Source organism: Streptomyces alkaliphilus, assembly GCF_014141535.1.
Classification (GTDB): Bacteria; Actinomycetota; Actinomycetes; order Streptomycetales; family Streptomycetaceae; genus Streptomyces; species Streptomyces alkaliphilus.
Genome location: NZ_VKHT01001264.1, coordinates 1 through 1,205, shown reverse-complemented (window position 1 = coordinate 1,205; position 1,205 = coordinate 1). Strand labels below are relative to the sequence as shown.

The following is a 1,205-nucleotide window of genomic DNA, read 5'->3' as shown; positions in this document are numbered from 1 at the left end:
CCCGTAGGGGGGTCTCGCCGGTGAACCAGGCGAGGCCGTCCCAGACCGGGACTTCTCTTCCCGGCAGGACCTCGACCGTGGAGGCGGAACCGAGTGGGAAGAGCAGGGCGACCGGGGGGACTCCGAGCACCTGGGCGAGGACCAGGAACTCGGCCAGCTCGACCGAGGCACGACGGCCGGTCTCCAGATTGGTGATGGTCGTCTTCGGTACGGCCAGGCCGAGGGCCGCGCAGGCGTCGGCGGTCTCCGCCACGGTGAGGCCGGCGGCCTTGCGCGCGGCACGGATCTGCTCGGCCACCCGGGCGGTGAGCTGCGCGGACCAGTCATCGGTTGTCATGAGTGCAATTCATACATCAAAAAAGTGTTGTCGCCACATCCGTGATACCTGTTCTGCGTCAGCTGAGCCCTCGAACGATCGGAGAGCACGATGGCCACTGCCGGTGAAGGCATGACCCGCGACGAGCTGCTGGCCCTGCCGGCGGCGATTGACCTCGACACCGCCAACCGCGCACTGTCGATAGGCCGCAGTACCGGCTACGCCCTGGCCAAGCGAGGCCGGTATCCGGTCAAGGTGCTCCGGCTCGGCAACGCCTATCGCGTGATCACCGCCGACCTGCTCCGCATCCTCGCCATTGAGCCGAGTACGTCGGAGATCACCGAGCCGGGGCTGTGTGCGTGAGCGGAGAGTGTCAGGCGATGGTGGTCCAGGCCCAGGCCCAGGGGCGGGGGCCGTGGTGGCCGCGGAGGCAGGCGAGGCGGTACCGGGCCTGATGGAGGGGGATGGTGCCCTGGTCGGCGAGCTGGAAGGCGACGGTGGTGGCGCGGAGCTCGCGAATGCTGCGGAGGGTGGGGTAGCCGCCCCAGTCGCGTACGTCGTAGCCGTAGGCGGTGTAGTACGCCTCGAAGGCTTCAGGGGAGATGCGGACGAAGATCTCGAACGCGACGGCGGTTGAGGTCAGGTCCCACTCGGGAGGGCCCGGGGCTGTGCGTTCGAAGTCCAGGAGGTGGGCGCGGCCGTCGGTGGTCACGACGCAGTTGCCGACCCGGGCGTCTCCGTGGACGACACATGCGGGGCGGCCCTCCGGGAGAGTTGACCAGGCCTTTCTCAGGTCGGCCAGGTGGTGTAGGAGGAAGGTGCGGTCGTCGTCGGTGAGGGAGCGGGCGTTGTTGATGCGGGTGTCGATCCGGACGAAGGGGTCCAGGGG

3 protein-coding genes are annotated in these 1,205 nt (G+C 68.8%); 1 reads left to right on the top strand and 2 read right to left on the bottom strand.

What is annotated here, in order from left to right; genetic code table 11:
- Positions 1-337 (bottom strand): helix-turn-helix domain-containing protein (locus FNQ90_RS23855; RefSeq protein WP_182608243.1); only part of this gene is annotated, 337 nt, incomplete at its 3' end.
- A 90-nt stretch (positions 338-427) separates the two neighbouring features.
- Between FNQ90_RS23855 and FNQ90_RS23850 the strand changes: the two genes are divergently transcribed.
- Positions 428-679, top strand: a complete 252-nt coding sequence (locus FNQ90_RS23850; RefSeq protein ID WP_182608242.1) for an integrase — start codon at positions 428-430, stop codon at positions 677-679.
- Between the two features lie 10 nt (positions 680-689).
- Here FNQ90_RS23850 and FNQ90_RS23845 read toward each other — a convergent pair.
- The coding region (locus tag FNQ90_RS23845) for a phosphotransferase family protein (protein WP_182608241.1) at positions 690-1,205 on the bottom strand (516 nt) is incomplete at its 5' end.